Raw genomic sequence first — 19,276 nt, 5'->3', positions numbered from 1 at the left:
GAAAGGGTGAGGGGTTTGCCTCTCACCGGCTCGCACCGTAACCCCTCACCCTTTCGGTTTGCGGATCGCTGTCGCTCTCCGAACCTCAAGCCCTCTCCCTGTGGGAGAGGAACCGGAGACATAGATGACCTTCCGCACCCTCGACGACGCCGGTTCCCTGGTCGGCAAGACCGCCTTGGTCCGCGTGGACTTCAACGTCCCGATGGAGGCCAACTCTCCTGGAGATCGGCGGATCACCGACGACACCCGCCTGCGGGTCGCCCTGCCGACGATCCAGCGGCTGCGGGACGCCGGGGCCAAGGTCGCCCTGCTCGCCCATTTTGACCGGCCGAAGGGCAAGGTCGTCCCGTCCATGAGCCTGCGTCCCGTCGTCCAACCCCTGTCCGACCTGCTGGGGGCCCCCGTCCGCTTCGCTGAGGACTGCATCGGCCCGGACGCCGTGGCCGCGATCCGCGACCTCGACGCCGGCGGCGTGGTCCTGTTGGAGAACATCCGCTTCCACGCGGCCGAGGAAGCCAACGACCCGGTTTTCGCCACCAAGCTGGCCGACCTCGGCGACCTCTACGTCAACGACGCCTTCTCGGCCGCGCACCGCGCCCACGCCTCGACCGAGGGCATCGCTCACCACCTGCCCGCCTATGCCGGCGAGTCCATGCGCCGCGAGCTCGACGCCCTCGACGCCGCGCTCGGCAATCCGAAAAAACCGGTCATCGGCATCGTCGGTGGGGCCAAGGTCTCGACCAAGCTGGACCTGCTGAAGAACCTGGTCGGCAAGCTGGATCGCCTCGCCATCGGCGGCGGCATGGCCAACACCTTCCTGTTCGCCCAAGGCATAGACATCGGCGGGTCGCTGGCCGAACGCGACATGGCCGACACGGCGCTGGAGATCATCGCCGAGGCCAAGTCCAAGGGCTGCGAACTCCTGCTTCCCGTCGATTTCGTCGTCGCCACCGAGGTCAAGCCCGGTGCCGCCAGCCGCGTCGTCATGGCCGGCGACGCCCTGTCCGCCGACGACAAGATCCTGGACGCCGGTCCCGCCACCGTCGCCCGTCTGGTCGATGCCCTGACGGCGTCGAAGACCCTGATCTGGAATGGCCCGCTGGGCGTGTTCGAGGTGCCCCCCTTCGACACCGCCACGGTCGCGGTCGCCCATCACGCGGCGGCGCTGGCCAAGGCCGGTGTCCTGGTCGCGGTCGGCGGCGGCGGCGACACCGTCTCGGCTCTGAACCACGCCGGCGTCGTGGACGATATGACCTTCGTCAGCACCGCTGGCGGGGCCTTCCTCGAATGGATGGAGGGCAAGCCCCTGCCCGGCGTCGAGGCACTGCGCGGCTGAAACGGATGTAACACGGCGTGACTTCGAAGCTTCGTCCGGCTAAAGCCTGACGAAAATACAGCTTCAGGGGTTTCTCTCATGGCGCGCATCACGCTGCGACAGCTTCTCGACCATGCGGCCGAGAACGACTACGGCCTGCCGGCCTACAACATCAACAACATGGAACAGGGCCTGGCCATCATGGAGGCGGCCGAGGCCGTCAACGCGCCGGTCATCATCCAGGCCAGCCGCGGGGCCCGCAGCTACGCCAACGACATCGTCCTGGCCAAGCTGATCGACGCCCTGGCCGAGCTGTATCCTCACATCCCGGTCTGCATGCACCAGGATCACGGCAACGGCCCCGCGACCTGCGCCACCGCCATTCAGTACGGCTTCACCTCGGTGATGATGGACGGCAGTCTGAAGGAAGACGCCAAGACCCCCGCCGACTACGACTACAACGTCGACGTCACCCGCCGCGTGGTCGAGATGGCTCACTCTTGCGGCGTCTCGGTCGAGGGTGAACTGGGCGTTCTGGGCAGCCTCGAGACCGGCATGGGCGAGGCCGAAGACGGCCATGGCTTCGAAGGCAAGCTGGATCACGACCAGCTGCTGACCGATCCGGATCAGGCCGTCGACTTCGTCAGCCGTACCAAGGTCGATGCCCTGGCCATCGCCATGGGCACCTCGCACGGGGCCTACAAATTCAGCCGGAAACCCGACGGCGAGGTCCTGGCCATGCACGTGATCGAGGAAATCCACCGCCGCCTGCCCGACACCCACCTGGTCATGCACGGCTCGTCCAGCGTGCCGCAGGACCTGCAGGACATCATCAACCAGTACGGCGGCGAGATGCCCCAGACCTGGGGCGTGCCGGTCGAGGAAATCCAGCGCGGCATCAAGCACGGTGTGCGCAAGATCAACATCGACACCGACAACCGCATGGCCATGACCGGCGCGATCCGGAAGGTGCTGGCCGAAAAGCCCGGCGAGTTCGACCCGCGCGCCTATCTGAAGCCCGCCAAGGAGGCCATGCGCAAGCTGTGCGCCGAGCGCTTCCAGCAGTTCGGCTGCGAGGGTCAGGCCTCCAAGATCCGCCCCATGTCCACCGCCCAGATGGCCAAACGCTATGCCAAGGGCGACCTGGACCCGGTCTATGGCCGCGAACTGAAGGCCGCCTCTTGAGAACTGGCGCGGCCATTCTCGCTGTCCTCGGCTGGGCCGTCGCCACGGCGGCGATGGCCCATGACACCTTCATCGTGCCGCCCGCCACCGTGACGGCCGGACAGCCGATCGTGGTCCAGATCACCTCGTCCAGCTTCTTCCCGGAGCCGGAGACCCGCATCCGGGTCGAGCGCATGGCCCACGTCGATGCCCGCGCCGACGGTCAGCCCCTGACCTGGACCGCCGCCGCCGACGACGTCGCCATGACCTTCACCACCTCGCCTGCACCCTCGGCGGACCGAGGCGCTGTCATCTCGGTGTCCCTCGCCCCTTGGGATATCGACGTCGCGGCCGATGAGATCGACCACTACATGGACGAGATCGGTGCCCCAGCCGGCGTTCGAACAGCCGTTGCCGCCTCGGTTGCCACCAACGGCACCCTGCGCGAGACCTATACCAAGCACCTGAAGACTATCGTCTGCGCCGCCGCCTGTGCCGACAACACCGAACCGGGCACCGACACCTTCGAGTTCGTCGCCGACCCCGACGCGCCCCGCGTCTTCACCCTGTTCCTGCGCGGACAGCCCACGCCGAACCACCCGGCCTTCGTCGTTACCGAGCAGGGGGGCCGCGTCGCCCTGACCACAGACGCCGACGGCCGGATCACCCTGCCCGAAGATTTGACCGGCCTCGTCTATCTGAACGCGGTCATGCTCTCGCCACCCGCCACGCCCGACGCCCGCTTCACCAGCCAGTGGGCCAGCCTGACCTTCGACGCCCGTCTGCTGGACCAGTGACCGACACCCCCGTCGACGACGATGACGACGGCGATGTGCTTCAGGTCGTCCTCGACGCCTCGGGTGCCCGCCTCGACAAGGCCCTTGCCGACGCGATCCCGACGCTGTCGCGCGCGCGCATCCAGGCCCTGATCGCCGACGGTGCCGTCACCTTCGAGGGTGCGTCGATCGCCGGCGGTTCCGCCAAGGCCCAGGCAGGCATCTACGCGATCCTGATCCCGCCCGTGGCCCCTGCCCTGCCCCAGGCCCAGGCGATCCCTTTGACCGTCCTGTTCGAGGACGCCGACCTGATCGTCGTCGACAAGCCCGCGGGCATGGCGGCCCACCCCGCACCCGGCACCCCCGACGGCACCCTGGTCAACGCCCTGCTGTATCACTGTGGTGCCTCCCTTTCGGGCATAGGCGGCGTCGCGCGGCCCGGCATCGTCCACCGCCTGGACAAGGACACCTCGGGCGTCATGGTCGCCGCCAAGTCCGACCGCGCCCACGCCGGACTGTCGGCCCTGTTCGCCGCCCACGACATCGAACGCACATACATCGCCCTGACGCGCGGAATGCCAATGCCGCGCGAGGGTCGCATTGAAACCCTGATCGGACGGTCGCATGGGGACCGAAAGAAAATGGCTGTCCTGAAGACAGGAGGTCGGCTGGCGATCACCGACTATCGTGTCGATCGAACGTTCGGTCTTCCGCCAAAGCTCGGGGCCCCGTGTCCGGCCGCCTGCGTCGCCTGCACGCTGCACACAGGCCGCACACATCAGATCCGGGTTCATATGGCGTCGAAGGGCTCCCCCATACTGGGCGACGCCACCTATGGCTCCGGCAGCCCTGCCGCCAGCGTCCGCGCCGCCATCGAACAATCCGGCCTGACCCGCCAGGCCCTGCACGCGGCCGTCCTGGGGTTCATCCACCCCGTGACCGGCGAGCCGCTGCGTTTCGAGACACCGCTGCCCGCCGACATGGCCCGGCTGGAATCCGTCCTTGCCGCCCTCTGAAAGCCATGCGGGCGGCGTAACGAACAGCCTGCAACGCGCGAATGAGCCTCGTGAGCCTGCGCAAACGAACTCGACGTTTAGTAAGTCTTGATTAAAGACTGACTATCCGCTATACGGCTTCTCGAACGGTGCAAGTGGCGCCTGGGTCACGGTCACAGGTCTCTGTGACGATCCGCCTCTGACAAGTGCGGCAACCCATCGCTATCTGTCCGGTTGAGGGGTGAGGAGACGGTGCACATTCGGTGGCCGCCTGCGTCGAGCCTGCTCTATCTAGGTTCGGAGGGACCAAAATGGCTGCAATGAAATCACTCGCGGTGATGTCGCCTGAGCAAGGCCTGTCGCGCTATCTGACGGAAATCCGCAAGTTTCCGATGCTCACCAAGGACGAGGAGTTCATGCTGGCCAAGCGCTGGTCCGAACACCAGGACTCCGAGAGCGCCCACCGGCTGGTCACGTCCCACCTTCGCCTCGTGGCCAAGATCGCCATGGGCTATCGCGGCTACGGCCTGCCGATCGGCGAAGTGATCTCCGAGGGGAATGTCGGCCTGATGCAGGCCGTGAAGAAGTTCGATCCGGACAAGGGGTTCCGCCTGGCGACCTACGCCATGTGGTGGATCCGTGCCTCGATCCAGGAATACATCCTGCGTAGCTGGTCGCTCGTGAAGATGGGCACCACGGCCGCGCAGAAGAAGCTGTTTTTCAACCTGCGCAAGGCCAAGAGCCAGATCTCGGCCTTCGAGGAAGGCGACCTGCACCCCGAGCATCTCTCCGCCATCGCCACCAAGCTGGGTGTGTCGGAAGAAGAGGTCACCAACATGAACCGCCGCCTCGGCGGCGACGCCTCGCTGAACGCCCCGCTGCGCGTGGATGGCGAGAGCGAGTGGCAGGACTGGCTGTCGGACGACAACGCCGTGTCTCAGGAAACGGCCCTAGCCGACTCCGAGGAAAAGTCGATCCGCATGAGCCTGCTGGAAGAGGCCATGGGCGAGCTGACCGATCGCGAGAAGCACATCCTGACCGAACGTCGCCTCAAGGACGATCCGGTCACCCTGGAGGAACTCGCCGGCGAATACGGTGTGAGCCGTGAGCGTGTCCGCCAGATCGAGGTTCGCGCCTTCGAAAAGCTCCAGAAGGCCATGCGCGCCGCCGCCGAGGAACGGAACCTCGTCGACGCCTAAAGCCTCGCTCAAGCCGCGAGACGCGCGCGTCGACCCTTAGCGAAAAACCTGGTTTATCCCGCCCGGGCGAGCGTCTCGGGCGGGGCCAGGGCCAGGATCGCGCCGATCGGTCCCGCCAGACCGACCTTGGTCGGTGCACCCTGGGCCAGATAGCCTTCCAGCCCGGCCGCTGCGACCGCCAGCCGGGCGTCCGATGTCTTCATGGCCAAGGCCTTCAGGGTTTCCGCCTGCTGCTTGACCGCCCGCGCGGCCTGCATCGGATCATTATCGAATTGAGCCAGCGAGGCCGCGAGGATTCGCAGCGCCTGATCCTTGGCAGCAACCGCCGCCTGGGCCGCTGTCGCAGGCTTGTCGGCCGTCCGCTTCTGCGGCCCGGCGTATTCGCCGGAGTTGAACCGGCGCCGATCCGGCCCGACATAGCCCACAGCCTCAATCCAGTCGCGCGGCTTCAGCGCCACGTTCTCGACCCGCTTGAACAGGTCGGCGCTGGTGAAGGGCTTTCTCAGGAATTCGTGGATGCCGGCGTCGCGCGCGCCCTTGATCGAACTCGCCGTCGCATCAGCCGTCATCATGATGATCGGCACCCGGCGGCAGGCCAGGTTCGAGCGGCGGATGCGTCGCGCCAGCTGCTCGCCGTCCAGCTTGACGCCGCTACGCTCGGTGAAGATCAGGCCCGGCTCCATTTCGCGCGCATGGTCCATCACGCGATGCTCGTCGGACTCGGTCACGACCTCACGCGCGCCCAGGCTTTTCATGATGTCCAGCAGCAGGCGCGCGGACGCCAGGTTCGGGTCCGCGATCAGCACGCGCCGGACCACAGGTTCGATCCGGTTCAGGGTCTTGGCGTCGGCAGCGAACAAGGGGCACTCCTGGCTAATGGAGATGCCTAACACTGTGCCGGTTAAGGGCGCGTTGAACCGAAACCGCTGTCTCAGCCCAGGAACGGGTCCCGGATCAAGATCGTGTCGTCTCGCTCGGGGCTGGTCGACAACAGGGCCACCGGTGCCCCGATCAACTCCTCGATCCGCCTCACATATTTGATCGCATTGGCGTTCAAGTCCTTGAAGCTGCGCGCGCCCGCCGTCGTCTCGCTCCAGCCTTCCAGTTCCTCGAACACCGGCTCGGCCGCCGCCTGGGCGTGCAGACTGCTCGGCAGATAATCCAGCACCTCGTCCCCGACGCGATAGCCGACGCAGATCTTCAGCGTTTTCAATCCGTCCAGCACGTCCAGCTTGGTCAGGGCGATCCCGTCGATGCCGTTGATCGCCACCGACTGGCGCACCAAGACCGCGTCAAACCAGCCGCACCGCCGCGCCCGGCCCGTGTTCACACCGACCTCGCGCCCCACGGTCGCCAGATGCGCGCCGATTTCGTCCTTCAGCTCGCACGCGAACGGTCCCTCGCCGACGCGGGTCGTATAGGCCTTCACGATCCCCAGCACATAGCCGACCCCGCGCGGGCCGATCCCGGACCCCGCCGCCGCCTGGCCCGCCACCGTGTTTGACGAGGTGACATAGGGATAGGTGCCGTGGTCCACGTCCAGGAACGCCCCTTGCGCGCCCTCGAACAGGACCCGCTTGCCGGCCTTCTGGGCCTGGTCCAGCACCCGCCACGCCGGCTTCACATAGGGCAGGATCTTGGGCGCGATCTCCAGCAGCTGGCTCAGCAGCGCCTCCGGATCGATGGGATCGAGCCCCAGTCCGGCTCGCAGCGGATCGTGATGCGACCGCAGCCGGTCGATCTTGATCTTCAGGTCTTCGGCATTGGCCAGGTCGCAGACCCGGATCGCCCGCCGTCCCACCTTGTCCTCATAGGCCGGGCCGATGCCCCGCCCCGTCGTCCCGATCCGTGCGCCCACGGCATTGGCCGCCGCCTCCCTCGCCACGTCCAGCGCCGGATGGATGGGCAGGATCAGGCAGGCGTTGTCCGCGATGGTCAGGATGTCCGGATTGATCGACACGCCCTGCGCCTCGATCTTCTCGATCTCCCCGACCAGATGCCAGGGATCGACGACGACCCCGTTGCCGATGATCGAGGGCTTGCCCTGCACCACGCCGCTCGGCAGCAGCGCCAGCTTGTAGACCTTGCCGTCCACGACCAGCGTGTGGCCCGCGTTGTGACCGCCCTGGAACCGCACGACCATGTCGGCGCGGTTCGACAGCCAGTCGACGATCTTGCCCTTGCCCTCGTCGCCCCACTGGGCCCCGACCACCGCCACGTTCGCCAAAGGATTCGTCTCCGCTGAATGCGGTAGGGGCTATAGCGGGGGAATGCGTCGATGTCGTCCCGACCGGGACGATTAAACCGTCACAGGTCCGCGACCACCGCCTCGAACGCCCAGTCCAGCCACGGCGTCGCGGCCACCACGTCCTCGGTCTCGACCGTGCATCCGCACCACAGCCGCAGGCCCGCCGGCGCGTTCCGGTGGCTCTCGACGTCGAACGCCGCGCCCTCGGCCTCGAGCAGGCCCTTCATCCGCCTGACGAAGGCCTGCCGCCCCGCCTCGTCCAGCGCCGTCACGCGCGGATCGACGATCTTCAGGCACACCGACGTCGTGGACCGCGTCGCCGGATCGACGGCCAGGCTCTCGATCCAGTCCGTCCGCTCCACCCAGGCCTGCAGCGCCGCCGCATTGGCGTCCGTGCGCCGGATCAGTTCGCTCAGACCCCCGACGCTCTGCGCCCATTCCAGCGCGTCGATCCAGTCCTCCAGCGTCCACAGGCTGAAGGTGTTGATCATCGACCCCGTGGCCAGCGCCCGGTCGAACCCCTTGCCGTCCCGCAACCGCAGCACCTTGGGCACAGGACGCGGCGGCGCATAGGTGTCCAGCCGCTCGACTGCGCGCGGCGACAGGGCCGCCACCCCGATCCCCGCCTCGCCGCCCAGCGCCTTCTGAAAGCTGAAGGTCACTACATCCAGCCGCGAATAATCGATCGGCATGGCGAAGGCCGCCGAGGTCGCATCGCAGATCGCCAGCCCCATCCGGTCCTTCGAGATGAAGTCCGCGTTCGGCACCCGCACGCCCGACGTCGTCCCGTTCCACGGAAACACCAGGTCCTTGTCCGGATCGACGCGGCTCAAATCCGGCAACTGCCCCCACGGCGCTTCCAGAAATTCCAGGTCGTCCAGCTTCAGGTGGTCCTTCGCATCGACCGCCCACTGCTTGCCGAAGTTCTCGAACGCCATGACCTGCATCGGCCGGGCCCCGAGCATGTTCCACATGGCCGCCTCGACCGCGCCGGTATCCGATCCCGGCAGATAGGCCAGCACCCAGTCCTCGGGCACCTCCAGCACCGTCTTGGTCAGGCGCAGGCCATGGGCGAACCGCTCCACCACCTCCGGCGCGCGGATGCCCCGCCCCAACAGGTCGTGCGGCAGGCCTGCCGACGACCAGCCCGGCCGTTTCGCCGTCGGCCCGGCCGAGAACCACGGCCGCTTCGGCTTCACGCTCGGCTTGTCCACGCTCAATTCTTCCCGGGCCTGTAGGGACGGCTGTTGCGCCAGTCCTCCGCGATCCGCTGCAATATCGGATCGACGGTGTCGGGCAAGGTCACGATCAGTCGGGCCTTCAGGTCGCCGCGACGACCACCCTCATACGCCCCCTTGCCCTTCAGCCGCAGCGTCTGGCCCGAGTTCGAGCCCTTGGGCACCGTCACCGACACCGTCCCGTCCGGCGTCGGACACTCCACCTTGCCGCCCAGCACCGCATCGGGCACCGAAATAGGCAGGTCCATCGTCAAGTCGGCACCGTCCACCCTGAACACCGGATGGGGCGCGATCCTCAACTCGATGAGCGCATCGCCGGCCTCCGTCCGCCCGGGCGCGCCCTGTCCGCGCAGTCGGATCGTCTGGCCGCTCGCCGCGCCCTTGGGGATCGTCACATCCAGCGTCCGCCCGTCCGAGAACTGGATGCGACGCGTCGCCCCGCCGATGGAATCCTCCAGGCTGATCTCCAGAGTGGCGCGCACATCTTGCCCGCGCCCCATGCCACGCCCTGGCCCCCGCGCAGCACCGCCGCCGCCGAACCGCCCGAAGATCTCCTCCAGGTCGATATCCTCGAACGCCGCGCGACCTCCGGGCCCGCCCGGGCCGAAACCGCCAAAGCCTCCGCTCGAACCGCCCGGGGAACCCCCACCATAGCCGCCGCCGTACTTCTGCTGGCCGTCGGCATCGATCCGCCCGGCATCGAATGCGGCCTTCTTGTCCGGGTCGCTCAGGATGTCGAAGGCGGCCGAGGCGCGTTTGAACCGTTCTTCGGCCTTGGCGTCGCCGGGATTCTTGTCGGGGTGCAGTTCCTTGGCCAGCTTGCGGAACGCGCTCTTGATCTCGGCGGCGCTCGCCCCCCTGGACACGCCCAGTTCCTTGTAGGGATCGCCCGCCACGCCGTTCGCCGCTCCGTCAGAGAATCATCGACCGCCCCGCATCGCGCGGCGGGACGTCCTTCTGTCAGTTAGGGCATGAGCCGCGCCGCGCAATCGTTTTTCAGGCCGCCAGCCTGCAAACCGCCTCCCGGCCCCAGCCCCAGCCGGCCCCATACTGCGCCACCGCGACCTTCGCGCCCGGGCCGGCCCCTCCCGGAAAGTCCGCCGCCAGATCCGCATCGGCATAGACAGCCGACAGCCCATCGACCTCGAACACCCGCCGCTCGACGCGACCGTCCAGCACACGCACCCGAAACCGCCGCGCATCCACCTCGGCCGGCTCGATATCCCATCGGTCGCCGCCCACACGCACGCGGGGCAGCCAGCGGACCATAAGCCCGCCCTCCCCGGGTTCAGTCCGAAGGCTAGCCGGACTCCAGGGTCGATCGACGACGCCGTCGAACCGGAACGGCACTTCGGCGAACCCGCCACCGCCAGGTACCGCGCCCTCCGACCCAATCCGGGCCAGGCGATCCAGTCGCCGCTCCGACGGGTCAAGATCGAAGCGGGCTGTCCGTCCGTCCAGCACGACCACCGTCGCTCCGGCCAGGGAACCCGCCTCGGCCTCGACCTCCGTGCCCTGCCGACCTCGCAACAGGCCGCTCAGTCGCCACACCCCGGCCGCCACCAGCGTCGCCTCGCGGAACGACAGAATTTCCCACCCCGCATCGCCCCCGACCGCCAGAAGGTTGGTTGTGCCCAGCACGGCACCCTCGCTCGCCGACACCGGCGCGACGCCCTCCCAAGCGGCCACCAGACTGTTGACCTCATCCCACCGATCCACCGGCCCCATCCCCAGATCGGAGATCAGGCGTCCTACGGTCGCGGGTGACGGGACCTCGCCGCGCTGGACCAGTGCATCCGCAGACTCCCCGACATGGACCGCCATCGGTCGCCACGGATCGGCCGCCGCGATCACGACCGGCCGGGCATCCGTCTCCGCGCCCGGCAGGCCTGGCAGGTCCAGAATGCGCGCGAACGGCAGCCCCAAGGGCTCTCCCCCTTCTGACAGGCGAACCGGCCCGTCCTCCGCTCCAAGGATTTCAAAGACGCGCCGAGCCAGCCGCGCCGAGGGCGCCTCATCCAGCGACACGCTGTCGATCCGCCACGCTCCGCTTTCCCCATCGACCATGACCGTATCGCTCGGCTCCAGCCGCAACGCTTCCAGCGGCCCCAGCGCCAGCGTCAGCCGATCCGCCCCGTCCGCCCCCAGCATCCGCCTCGCCAGAGCCGTCGCCAGCCCTGGCCCGCAGACCGCCGGCAGATCGAGATCGATACCGCCGGCTCCACTGTGCTCATCGGCCCGCACCACCACCGCGCCGGTCTGATAGTCGGCCCCGTCGTCGATGAATCGCACCCGGACCGTCCGCGGCCGCGCCTCCAGCAACCGCTCTCGCACGGGCCCCGACGCCTCCTCGCCCAGCGCCAAGGTCTCGAGGGCGACCGTTGCGCCCGCCGCCTCGATCCCGACCAGCGCCACCCGCCCGTCCCGCTCGGCCCCCACCATGTCGAAGGCCCCCAGCAGCGGCTCCAGCGCATCGCGCGTCCGCATCGGCCGATCGATCACATAGCCCGCCACATGGCCCACCGGCGGCCCGACGTCGAACGCATCATCCTCCAGCCCTCCCCGCCGCAGGATCGCCGCCAGCAGATGCTTGGCCTCACCCCCCAGCCGCCCGTTCAGCCAGTGCCCGGCCCGCCACGCCCCGGCATCGGCCCAGACATCGCCCAAGGCCGGAAACGCCGGATAGGGCCGCGCGTCCCAGCACCAGGCGTCCGCCGCCCCCAGCATCGGCCCGCCATAGCTCGCGGACATGGGATTGTTCTCAATCGTTGAAAAATGCCCCAGAACTGCCTCCAGCGCCCGCCGCTGCATGCCGTCGTCCCGCGCGCCCGTCGAAAACGGCGGCAGCGAGCTCTCGGCGGACTTCGGGTCCTGAAACAGGTTCGGCGCATTGCCCCCCCGGTCCACCGCCGCACAGCCGAACTCCGTCAGCCGGATCGGCTTCATCCCCGGCACCCAGGCCGTCGGGACGGTCGACCGCACCCCGCCTGGCCGGTCGTGGTGCGCGTTGGCCCACCACCCCTTCAGGTCCTTGGCCCGAAACACCCAGTCCTCGCCATGCGCGGTATCGATAATGGGCGTCCGCACCTGCGCCGCCCGGTCCGCATCGTCGGCATAGAACCAGTCGAACCCCTCGCCGCCCGCGACCTGGGCCGCCAGATAGGCGGGATCGTCCGGGCCCGTGAACGCCTCCGCGTCCACGCCGCCGTCCCCGCTCCGCCAGTCCCCCAGCGGCGGATACCAGTCGATGCCGACATGATCGATCGCCTCGTCCGCCCACAGGGGATCCAGGTGGAACACCACATCCCCGGACCCGTCCCCCGGCCGATGCCCTGAATATTCCGACCAGTCCGCCGCATAGGACAGGGCCACGTCAGGCCCCACGATAGCCCTGCATTCCGCCGCCAGCGTCCGGTATTGCTCAACCGCCGGGTATCCGCCGGCCGCATCCCGCGTCCAGGTCAGCGCCCGCATCTCCGACCCGATCAGCAGCCCGTCGCACCCCGTCTCGGCCGCGATGCCGGCATAGTGCAGCGCCAGCCGACGCAGACCCCACCCCTCCGCCGTTCCGAACACCGACGCGACCTCGGCCTCCGCGCCCGGCCCGTCCTCGCCCTTCACCCGCCCACGCCACGGATAGCCGTCGCAGTCCATGAAGACGAAGGGATACAGCGTCACCGCCCACCCCCCCGCCTTCAGCGCCGCCACGGCCTGCCGGACACTGTCGTCCGACGGCGTCCCGCCATAGGCGGGTGCCCCTTCCACCTCCGAAATCAGGTGCGCGTCCTCGCGCCCCAGCCCCGCCACCGACCATGTCAGCGGCTCCGTCGGCTTGTCCCGCCGTTCCACGCCCGGCTTCACGACGCAGTGCCCGGCCCGCAGGTCCGTCCCGAACCAGCCGATCACCAGACTGACCCGCTTCAGGTTCGGCAGCTGCGCCGCCAGCTGATCCAGCGAGGCGATCAGATCCGTCCGCCCATCGCCCAGATGCACATTCTCGGCCCGGGTCCGCGTCAGCCCCTCGCGCCGCATGACCGGCTCGGTCGCCAGCACGAACTCCCCCGCCCCGGGGATCAGACAGACCCCCGCCAGCATCGTCTCCAGCCCCTCGCCCTCGGGCCTGCGAGACACCTCGAAGCTCAACTGCGGCAGCCGATCGCCGTATGGCCCCAGCGGCAGATCCTCGAACACCACATAGGCCGTCCCGCGATAGGCCGGCGCAGACCCCTCCACCGCCTCGATCAGCGGATCCGGCGTCTGGTCTTCGGTCCCGTGATAGACCCGCATCGCCACGCCCGTCTGGTCCATGACCTTGCCGTCAGCCCAGACCCGCCCGATTCCGTCGATCGGCCCCTCGCACAGGGCCACCGCGAAACTCAACGAATAGCCATAGTCGACCGTCTTCGGTCCACCCTTCCCGCCGCCGCTCCGGTTCTTCTGCTCCAGGAACCGCGCCGCCCAGATCACCTGCCCAGTCACCCGCGCACGCCCGAACGCACAGGCCATCGGCGCGCCTTCCGCCGTCGACTGGATCTTCAGCGTCTCCAGTCTCGGCCCGACCTGCCGCGCCGGCGACAGCGCCCCGATCAGCGCCCGGTCCGCCACGCCTCCCAGCGCCGCGCCGATCGTCCGACCGAGCCCGCCGCCGATCGCCTGTCCGATCCCGCCCAGAACCACCTGCGCCATCAGTCGTCTCCTTCACGGCGGGGCCAGCCGAACGCGGCCACCAGCCGCCGCTGCCACCACGGCCCCATCCAGCTCTCGACCACCGCCCGACCCCAATAGGCGTGGATGATCCTCGGCTCCGGCCCCTCGATCGACGACAGGATCGCGCAGTGCTTGACCATCGCCCCCTCCGCCATCCGGAACAGCAACACGTCGCCCGGCTTCATCTCGCTGATCGGCTTCTTCACCAGCCACCGTCCCGCTGCCTCAAGCAGCGTCTCGACGCCCCCTACCTCGGCCCAGTCCGGCGCATAGGCGGGCAGCGTCTCCGGCTCCTCGCCCACCACCTCGCGCCAGACCCCGCGCACCAGCCCCAGACAATCCGCCCCAGCGCCCCTGGTGCTCGCTTGATGCCGATACGGTGTGCCCAGCCAGGACCGGGCGGCCGCGACGATCCTCTCTCCCTCCCCCTCGGGGCAGGATGGCTGAGCCGAAGGCGAAGCCGGGTGGGAAGGGCGAGGCGAACGCGCCCTCACCTCTTCCTCCCATCATTCCGCCCGCCCGTCGCCGGATAGGCGGTCAGGAAGTCGTCGCCCGGAATCGCCGGAAAGCCCTGGAAGTTGATGCCGTTGCCGAACACCCCGACGCAGGTCTCCAACCGCTTGTCGCAAACCCGTCCCGCCGCAGCGACCCGACACCGCCCGTCGCCCAGAATGGCATCGCACGCCCGCCCGTAGGTTCGACCCACCACCCGCTCCAGCGCCGCCAGCGGTCCTTCGACCTCGGCGATGAACCCCGCCCCCTCGCGCCGGATCCGGGCCAATGTCCCGGCTCCCAACCGCACCCTCAGATCGGGGCGCATCCAGTCCACGCGCCACACCTCGACCCTAGCAGCGTCCCAAAGCCCCGCCGCCACATCGGCCTCGGCGATCCTGTCGTCATCCAGCACGCCGGCGACCGCCATCGTCCCGCCACTCAGGCCCACCGCCCCCTCCATCGCCCCTTGCGTCCACCCGCTTCCCGCGGCGCAGACCACGCCGTCGATGTCCAGGCCCCGGTCATGATCGGTGAACCCCATCCGCAGGCCATCCGTCCGCGTCACGATCCACGCATGGCACAGGGTCGCCGCTCCGCCCTCGATGCGGGCGACCAGTTCAGTCGGTATGTCCCTCATCTCAGATCCTGACCTCGATCAGCGGCACCGCCGCCATCCGCCCGGCGTCGAAGCTCTCCAGCGTCATCTCCAGCCGGTCCGCGTCGAACCGCACGGGCGTGTCGAACAGGAACCCCGCGCTCACCACCGCACCCTCGGCAGGAGCCGCATCCAGCGTCACCACGCCCGTCGTGAGATCGACCGCACAGGCTTCATCCGCCAGCGCCACACCGTCCAAGGCCACCGCGACCGATCCTTCCACCGGCTTGGTGATCGGTCGCGCGACATCGCCGTACCGCTTCACCAACGGAAAGGCGGTTCGCCCCCCGTCCCCGACGCCCAGCGCTTGATCGGTCGCCTGCGGTGTCCCACCCGGCGTGCAGGACGCGAAATCCGCGAAGTCCCGAAACCGAAACCCGAACAGCCGCCCCCGTCGCGCCTCGAAAAAGGCGGTCAGCTCCGCCATGTCCGCCAACGACCTCAGGTTCGCCCCGATCAGATACCGCCGGCGCCCCATCGCCCAGGGGCTGTTCCGGCGCTCATATCCGGACGCCAGCGTGACGATCTCCGTCCGCCGCTCGACCCCGCCCGTCGATCCGAACGCCAGCCGCGCGGGCAGGCGCACCTCGTGGAAGGCCATTCCCTGTCTCCTCTTTAACTTGTGGCGTCCCAGCGCCTCGTCCAATTTGCGCGCGGGCCGATTCCGGCCTGGGTGGGGGGAGCCATCGAATGCGCGGTCAGATTCTCAGTTTCGACCCGGCGGCAGGCTCGGGCCTGATCAGCGGTGACGACGGCATCCGCTATGCCTTCAACGCCGACCAGGTCACGCCGCCCTCGGCCGTGACCACCGGCCTGCGCGTCGATTTCGTCCCGGTGGCGGGCGAGGCCACCAACATCATGCTGCTGGCCGGCACCGTCGCCTCGTCCGCGCCGTCGGCCACGCCCGGCGTGCCCGTCGACACCTTCGACTTCCAGAAGGTGCTGTTCTCGTTTCAGGGTCGCATCCGCCGCCAGCATTTCTGGCTGGGCTGGCTGATCTGCCTGGGTGTCGGCGTGGTGCTCGGGTGGATTCCCTTGCTGGGCGCGCTGTTGTCGATCGCTCTGATCTGGCCGAACGTCGCGATCACGGTGAAGCGTCTTCACGACATGGGTCACAGCGGCTGGCTGGCCGTCATCCCCTGGATCGCCGGCGTCATCGGCGTCGGTGCCTTCATCGCGACCGTCGGCCTCTCGGCCCTGACCAGAGGCGACGACTGGAGTTCGAGCGACGCCGAAGTCGCATGGTCGATCATCGGCCCCAGTTTCGGCATCTTCGCCATCGTCGGTTTGATCCAGTTGGGCTTCCTGCTGTGGGTCGGCCTCGCCCAGGGTCAGCCCGGCGACAACCGCTTCGGCCCGAACCCAAAGGTTCGCTAGCGTCCCTACAGCCGTCGCGCCCCCAGCGCGGCGGCTCTCGCCAGCATCTGCGCGATCTGCGCCTCCGACCTCAACAAGGCGGGTGCCCCCCCATCGACGCTGACGTTCACCGTCACGCCGCCGCCGCCTCCGCCGCTGCTCTCGATCACGCCCGCGCCCGACGGCCGGAACACCTCGGGTCCGCGCTCTCCGACCAGATAGGCCCCGCCACCCAGCACCGCGCCGCCATCGGCCCGCGCTCCGCCGAACCCGGCCACGCCGGCCACCGCCCTGGCGATCGCCTCGCCTAGCCCGCCAGATCCGCCGACGCCCGCTCCGACCGCGCCCAGCACCGCCCGCGCCAGTTCGCCCAGCGTCACCTCGCCGTCCGCCGCCGCCCGCGCCAGCGACCGCGTCAGACTGGCCCCCGCCCGCCCGAAGGCGTCCTCGATGCTCGCCGCCGCCCGCTTCGCCGGCTCCCGCAGCGCCTCCAGCGCCGCCGCCGCCTCGGCCGCCTTGGCCGGAATGGCGTCCAGTGTCTCGTCGGTCATCGTTTCTCCTCATCCGGCCAGGCCACCATCAGCGCCTCGACCTCGCCGCGTCCCATCGGCATCACTCCCGGAGCCACGGCCGTCAGCATCCGCCATTCCTTCAGCGACAGCCGCCAGAACCCTTCCGGCGACACCCCCAGGGCCACCGCCGTCCGCAGCATCGCGCCCCAGGCCGTCTCAGCCATCGGAGGCGGCCACGAACGCCATCGCCACAGCATCTGCGGCCTCCGCCGCCGTCACCGCCGCCTGATCCAACACACCCGCGAACGCCCCCTCGCCCCCGCCCCTCAGCAAGGCCGCCAGCACCGCCATCAGGTCCCCCGCCGACAGCGTCCGCATCCGCGCGCCCATCGCCTCCACGCCCGCCACGCCCAGCGCCGTCTCCATCTCCGCCAGCGCGCCCAGCGTCAGGCACAGGCGCCGCGCCTCCCCGGCCAGCACCACCATCGCTTCGCCCCGCGCGCCATTCTCCCCCCGCTGGGGCGAGAGGGCCCTCGGGCCCGAGGGGGGCCTGTTCGAACATTCGTCGCTCTCAGGCATTCTCGTCTCCATGATGATCCGCCCCCTGACCACGCTCGCCGCCATTCTCAGCCTGGCCGCCTGCGCCACCCCGCCCGCGCCCGACACCGGCGGCTCCAGCCCGGACAGCTACGCCCTGGCCGATCACGTTCCGTCCGACGCCTCGGCCCTGGCGCGTCAGGCCGCGTCGCGTGGCGACCACCGCTTGATCGGTTTCATCGGCTTTGCCCTCGTCTTCCCCGGTGCCGACCGCGCCGCCGCCGACCGGCTCGGCTACCGCGTCATTGACGCCGGCGGCGACAACTTCCGGAACGACGAAGAACGGATGCGATCGGACCGCGCCTATGGCTTCGCCGAGCAGTGGAACATCACCATGCTGGCCGTCAGCCTCTAGATCGCGCTGAACGCCACAGCCCCGGCGCTGGCCAGGCTGATCGCGAACGTCGCCTCGCCCTCGTGGTCCCCGGCATATTCCAGCGCCGAGACCAGGAACGGCCCCTCCAGGACGCCGAAGTCCGGCACGATCAGCCGCCACGTCTTCAGCCCCTGATCGAAGAAGGCCTCGCGGATCGCCGCGTCGGACGCGGCGTCGCGAAAGATGCCCTGCCCCGACACCGCCGCCGACTTCACCCCCACCCCGCCCAGCAGCTCGCGCCACCGTCCGGCGCTGTCGGCATCCGTCGCGTCCACCGTCTTCGCATTCAGCGAAATCGTCCGCGCCCGCAGGCCCGCGACCGTCGTGAACACCCCCGGTGCCCCCTCGATCTTCAGCAGTATGTCTTTCCCGCGCTGTGCGGCCATGTCTCAATCCTCCCTTGTGAAGCGCAGCGAAACGGGGGAGGGGGACCGCGACGCGCTTGCGTCGTGGTGGAGGGGGCGACCTCAAACACGGTGCCCGCTTCCGCCCCCTCCACCATGCTGCGCATGGTCCCCCTCCCCCGCTGCGCGGGTGAGGATCAAATCTCTTCCGTCACCGCGCGCACCCGCAGCACGCCCCAGACCCGCTTCTGGTCGTTGGATCGAAAAACGTCGGCATAGGTCGCCCGCACCGACACCGTGCGGACCCCGTCCGCCTCCAGCGTCACCTCGTGCAGCGTCGCCCGCACCGCCGCCAGGACCGCCTTTGCCTCCTCCGTTCCCGGGAACCGCGAGGCGCAGCGCAGGCTCAGCGTATGCTCCACCCCGCACCCGTCCGCCGCCACCGGCCGGCTCTCGGACCGCCCGACCGCCAGCCAGGGCCACACCGCGTCGCGTGGGGCCTCGTCCCAGACCCTCGCCGGATCGCCCAGCAGCGCGCGCACCGCCCCATCCGCCCGCAGATGCGCGATCAGCGCCTTCTGCAGCGCACTCTCGTGATCCTTCATCGGCTGCGCTCCAGGTTCAGGGTCGTCCGCCCCGGCCGGTCCGGGTCCGCGTCCAGCGCCATGATCGTCCAGTCCGCCCCGCCGAACCGGACGACCCGGCCCTCGCTCAGCCTCGGGTCGGTCCGCGTCTCGGCCGTCGCTACCTCGGTGGCCGAGGTCACCCCGGCCTCCGTCGTCTGCCGACGTCTGCGTCCCTCCAGCCTCAGCCAGACCGCCCCCAGCGGTTCGAACGACACCACCCGCCCGCCATAGGGCGTCTCCGCCTCCACCGGCTCCAGCAGCTGGGCCAGCACCCGCATCCCGCTCATATCCGCACCACGCGATACGGCGCGATCCAGGCCTCCACCGGCCGGATCGACATCTCCACCTCGCCGCGTTCGTATGCGCGCAGGGCCAGCATCAGGATCGCCAGCCTCAGCGGCGCCGCCGAGGTGGACGTGAGGCTCAACCCCACCTCCCCCTCGACCCTCGCCTGGGCCGCGTCGATCAGCGTCTGGATCAGCCCATCCTCGGCGTCGTGCTCGACGCGCAGGAACAGCTTCGCCTCCGTGAGCGTCACGGGTGCGGTCATGGGAAATCTCCGATGTCAGATTGCCCCTCTCCCCTTGCGGGAGAGGGAGATCGCGCACGGCGGCGCAGCCGTCGTTCTGGCGCGATCGGGTGAGGGGTGACACCGGCTCTCTCCGGTCGTCAG

22 protein-coding genes are annotated in these 19,276 nt (G+C 69.2%); 7 read left to right on the top strand and 15 right to left on the bottom strand.

From position 1 onward, the window contains the following. Nucleotides 1-124 precede the first annotated feature (124 nt). From AC1DW4_RS02210 to rpoH, 5 genes are all read left to right on the top strand, one after another. Nucleotides 125-1,336 (top strand): phosphoglycerate kinase, encoded by a 1,212-nt coding sequence (locus AC1DW4_RS02210; protein WP_477015603.1) that lies wholly within the window; start codon nt 125-127, stop codon nt 1,334-1,336. A 78-nt stretch (nt 1,337-1,414) separates the two neighbouring features. Next, a complete protein-coding gene (gene fba / locus AC1DW4_RS02205; protein WP_477015602.1) occupies nt 1,415-2,500 on the top strand; it encodes a class II fructose-bisphosphate aldolase in 1,086 nt (361 codons plus the stop codon). Further along, nucleotides 2,497-3,276 carry a hypothetical protein gene (locus AC1DW4_RS02200; protein WP_477015601.1) on the top strand — a complete coding sequence of 260 codons (780 nt, stop codon included), beginning with the start codon at nt 2,497-2,499 and terminating at the stop codon, nt 3,274-3,276. Before fba ends, AC1DW4_RS02200 begins: the two co-directional genes overlap by 4 nt. After that, on the top strand, nt 3,273-4,271 hold the full coding sequence (locus AC1DW4_RS02195; RefSeq protein ID WP_477015600.1) for an RluA family pseudouridine synthase: 999 nt from the start codon (nt 3,273-3,275) through the stop codon (nt 4,269-4,271). Before AC1DW4_RS02200 ends, AC1DW4_RS02195 begins: the two co-directional genes overlap by 4 nt. A 290-nt stretch (nt 4,272-4,561) precedes the next feature. Beyond that, entirely contained in the window at nt 4,562-5,449 is an 888-nt protein-coding gene (gene rpoH / locus AC1DW4_RS02190) for an RNA polymerase sigma factor RpoH (RefSeq protein ID WP_477015599.1), read from the top strand. 53 nt (nt 5,450-5,502) lie between these two features. Here rpoH and AC1DW4_RS02185 read toward each other — a convergent pair whose 3' ends face one another. The 8 genes from AC1DW4_RS02185 to AC1DW4_RS02150 all read right to left on the bottom strand — a co-directional run bounded on the left by AC1DW4_RS02185 (nt 5,503) and on the right by AC1DW4_RS02150 (nt 15,393). Continuing rightward, nucleotides 5,503-6,309, bottom strand: a complete 807-nt coding sequence (locus tag AC1DW4_RS02185; protein WP_477015598.1) for a response regulator — start codon at nt 6,307-6,309, stop codon at nt 5,503-5,505. 71 nt (nt 6,310-6,380) lie between these two features. Further along, nucleotides 6,381-7,676, bottom strand: coding sequence for an adenylosuccinate synthase (locus tag AC1DW4_RS02180; RefSeq protein ID WP_477015597.1), 1,296 nt, complete (start codon nt 7,674-7,676; stop codon nt 6,381-6,383). 80 nt (nt 7,677-7,756) lie between these two features. Beyond that, entirely contained in the window at nt 7,757-8,911 is a 1,155-nt protein-coding gene (locus AC1DW4_RS02175; RefSeq protein ID WP_477015596.1) for a phosphoserine transaminase, read from the bottom strand. A 2-nt stretch (nt 8,912-8,913) separates the two neighbouring features. Continuing rightward, a complete protein-coding gene (locus AC1DW4_RS02170; protein ID WP_477015595.1) occupies nt 8,914-9,831 on the bottom strand; it encodes a DnaJ C-terminal domain-containing protein in 918 nt (305 codons plus the stop codon). A gap of 100 nt (nt 9,832-9,931) precedes the next feature. Beyond that, complete coding sequence (locus AC1DW4_RS02165; RefSeq protein WP_477015594.1) at nt 9,932-13,621, bottom strand: baseplate multidomain protein megatron; 3,690 nt, start codon at nt 13,619-13,621, stop codon at nt 9,932-9,934. Beyond that, nucleotides 13,621-14,031, bottom strand: coding sequence for an NlpC/P60 family protein (locus AC1DW4_RS02160; protein ID WP_477016200.1), 411 nt, complete (start codon nt 14,029-14,031; stop codon nt 13,621-13,623). The genes AC1DW4_RS02165 and AC1DW4_RS02160 overlap by 1 nt, the downstream gene beginning before the upstream one ends. 101 nt (nt 14,032-14,132) lie before the next feature. Further along, nucleotides 14,133-14,774 carry a baseplate hub domain-containing protein gene (locus AC1DW4_RS02155; RefSeq protein WP_477015593.1) on the bottom strand — a complete coding sequence of 214 codons (642 nt, stop codon included), beginning with the start codon at nt 14,772-14,774 and terminating at the stop codon, nt 14,133-14,135. 1 nt (nt 14,775) lies between these two features. Next, nucleotides 14,776-15,393: a phage distal tail protein, Rcc01695 family gene (locus tag AC1DW4_RS02150; RefSeq protein WP_477015592.1), complete on the bottom strand. Its 618-nt coding sequence runs from the start codon at nt 15,391-15,393 to the stop codon at nt 14,776-14,778. An 89-nt stretch (nt 15,394-15,482) separates the two neighbouring features. Here AC1DW4_RS02150 and AC1DW4_RS02145 point away from each other — a divergent pair, with 89 nt between their 5' ends. Beyond that, the gene (locus AC1DW4_RS02145) at nt 15,483-16,169 is read left to right on the top strand and encodes a DUF805 domain-containing protein (RefSeq protein WP_477015591.1); all 687 of its coding nucleotides are present in this window, start codon (nt 15,483-15,485) and stop codon (nt 16,167-16,169) included. Nucleotides 16,170-16,174: 5 nt separating this feature from the next. On the opposite strand, the gene AC1DW4_RS02140 is transcribed toward AC1DW4_RS02145, so the two are convergent. The 3 genes from AC1DW4_RS02140 to AC1DW4_RS02130 are packed head-to-tail and all read right to left on the bottom strand — an operon-like array spanning nt 16,175 to nt 17,239. Beyond that, complete coding sequence (locus AC1DW4_RS02140; protein ID WP_477015590.1) at nt 16,175-16,699, bottom strand: phage tail tape measure protein; 525 nt, start codon at nt 16,697-16,699, stop codon at nt 16,175-16,177. After that, nucleotides 16,696-16,884, bottom strand: coding sequence for a phage tail assembly chaperone (locus AC1DW4_RS02135; protein ID WP_477015589.1), 189 nt, complete (start codon nt 16,882-16,884; stop codon nt 16,696-16,698). The genes AC1DW4_RS02140 and AC1DW4_RS02135 overlap by 4 nt, the downstream gene beginning before the upstream one ends. Further along, nucleotides 16,877-17,239 carry a GTA-gp10 family protein gene (locus AC1DW4_RS02130; protein ID WP_477015588.1) on the bottom strand — a complete coding sequence of 121 codons (363 nt, stop codon included), beginning with the start codon at nt 17,237-17,239 and terminating at the stop codon, nt 16,877-16,879. Before AC1DW4_RS02130 ends, AC1DW4_RS02135 begins: the two co-directional genes overlap by 8 nt. Nucleotides 17,240-17,249: 10 nt before the next feature. Here AC1DW4_RS02130 and AC1DW4_RS02125 point away from each other — a divergent pair, with 10 nt between their 5' ends. After that, entirely contained in the window at nt 17,250-17,612 is a 363-nt protein-coding gene (locus AC1DW4_RS02125) for a hypothetical protein (protein WP_477015587.1), read from the top strand. Here AC1DW4_RS02125 and AC1DW4_RS02120 read toward each other — a convergent pair. The 4 genes from AC1DW4_RS02120 to AC1DW4_RS02105 form a co-directional block, all read right to left on the bottom strand. Further along, nucleotides 17,609-18,019 carry a phage major tail protein, TP901-1 family gene (locus tag AC1DW4_RS02120; RefSeq protein ID WP_477015586.1) on the bottom strand — a complete coding sequence of 137 codons (411 nt, stop codon included), beginning with the start codon at nt 18,017-18,019 and terminating at the stop codon, nt 17,609-17,611. The genes AC1DW4_RS02125 and AC1DW4_RS02120 overlap by 4 nt on opposite strands. A gap of 155 nt (nt 18,020-18,174) precedes the next feature. Continuing rightward, nucleotides 18,175-18,582: a DUF3168 domain-containing protein gene (locus AC1DW4_RS02115; protein ID WP_477015585.1), complete on the bottom strand. Its 408-nt coding sequence runs from the start codon at nt 18,580-18,582 to the stop codon at nt 18,175-18,177. Next, nucleotides 18,579-18,881, bottom strand: a complete 303-nt coding sequence (locus AC1DW4_RS02110; RefSeq protein WP_477015584.1) for a phage head completion protein — start codon at nt 18,879-18,881, stop codon at nt 18,579-18,581. Before AC1DW4_RS02110 ends, AC1DW4_RS02115 begins: the two co-directional genes overlap by 4 nt. A 5-nt stretch (nt 18,882-18,886) precedes the next feature. Beyond that, nucleotides 18,887-19,153: a head-tail connector protein gene (locus AC1DW4_RS02105; RefSeq protein ID WP_477015583.1), complete on the bottom strand. Its 267-nt coding sequence runs from the start codon at nt 19,151-19,153 to the stop codon at nt 18,887-18,889. Nucleotides 19,154-19,276 lie beyond the last annotated feature (123 nt).

Source organism: Brevundimonas sp. P2_A6 (assembly GCF_056404975.1).
This window is presented reverse-complemented; position numbering and strand designations above follow the sequence as displayed.